This window comes from Leptolyngbya sp. CCY15150, assembly GCF_016888135.1.
Lineage (GTDB): Bacteria > Cyanobacteriota > Cyanobacteriia > RECH01 > RECH01 > RECH01.
Genome location: NZ_JACSWB010000038.1, coordinates 1 through 782, shown reverse-complemented (window position 1 = coordinate 782; position 782 = coordinate 1). Strand labels below are relative to the sequence as shown.

The following is a 782-nucleotide window of genomic DNA, read 5'->3' as shown; positions in this document are numbered from 1 at the left end:
ACTCCATGCTCATAGCCTGAACCATATCAGCCCAGGACAAGTGCTGAAAGCGATGATTCTCAACGGGTTGGGGTTTGTCAGCGCGCCGTTGTACTTATTCAGCGAGTTTTTCGAAGGCAAACCCGTGGAGCATCTACTGGGCCCCGGCATTACGGCAGCCCATCTCAACGATGACCGCTTGGGGCGGGTGTTGGATCGCCTGTTTGAGTACGGCACAACGCTGTTTTTTCTGAAGGTGGCCATGCAGGCGATCGAACGCTTTGGCGTCAGCGTCAGTCAGTGCCATCTGGACTCAACCTCGTTTGCTCTCGACGGCGAGTACCGATCAGCGAAGAGGGCTGACGTAGAGTTAGAGGCTGATTTAGGAGTACCCCAGGCGATTGAGATTTGCCGGGGGTATTCGAGAGATCATCGACCGGACTTGAAGCAGTTTTTGGTCAACTTGATTTGTACTGCCGACGGTGGCATCCCGGTGTGGTTCCAAGTCGGCAGCGGCAATGAGCCCGACTGTCAGACGTTTGCAGGGCTGATGACAGCGTTTGCCGAGCAGTGGGAGCCACCCGCCCTGCTGGTGGCTGATGCAGCCTTCTATAGCGAACCTAACCTGCAGACGGTGGGGCGTTTGCCGTGGCTGAGTCGGGTACCTGTGACGCTCAAGAGCGCTCAAACTCCAGTCGATAGTAGCCCTTGAGTCGTTGATTGAGATGCCCTGTACACTGGAAGGCTATCGACTGTGGGAGCAACGACAGACCTACGGCGGGGTGGAGCAGCGCTGGGTGCTG

1 protein-coding gene is annotated in these 782 nt (G+C 56.9%); it reads left to right on the top strand.

Features of this window, described 5'->3' with window-relative positions; all coding sequences use genetic code 11:
- Positions 1-691 (top strand): IS1634 family transposase (locus tag JUJ53_RS00160; protein WP_204149987.1); only part of this gene is annotated, 691 nt, incomplete at its 5' end.
- Between the last annotated feature and the right edge of the window lie 91 nt (positions 692-782).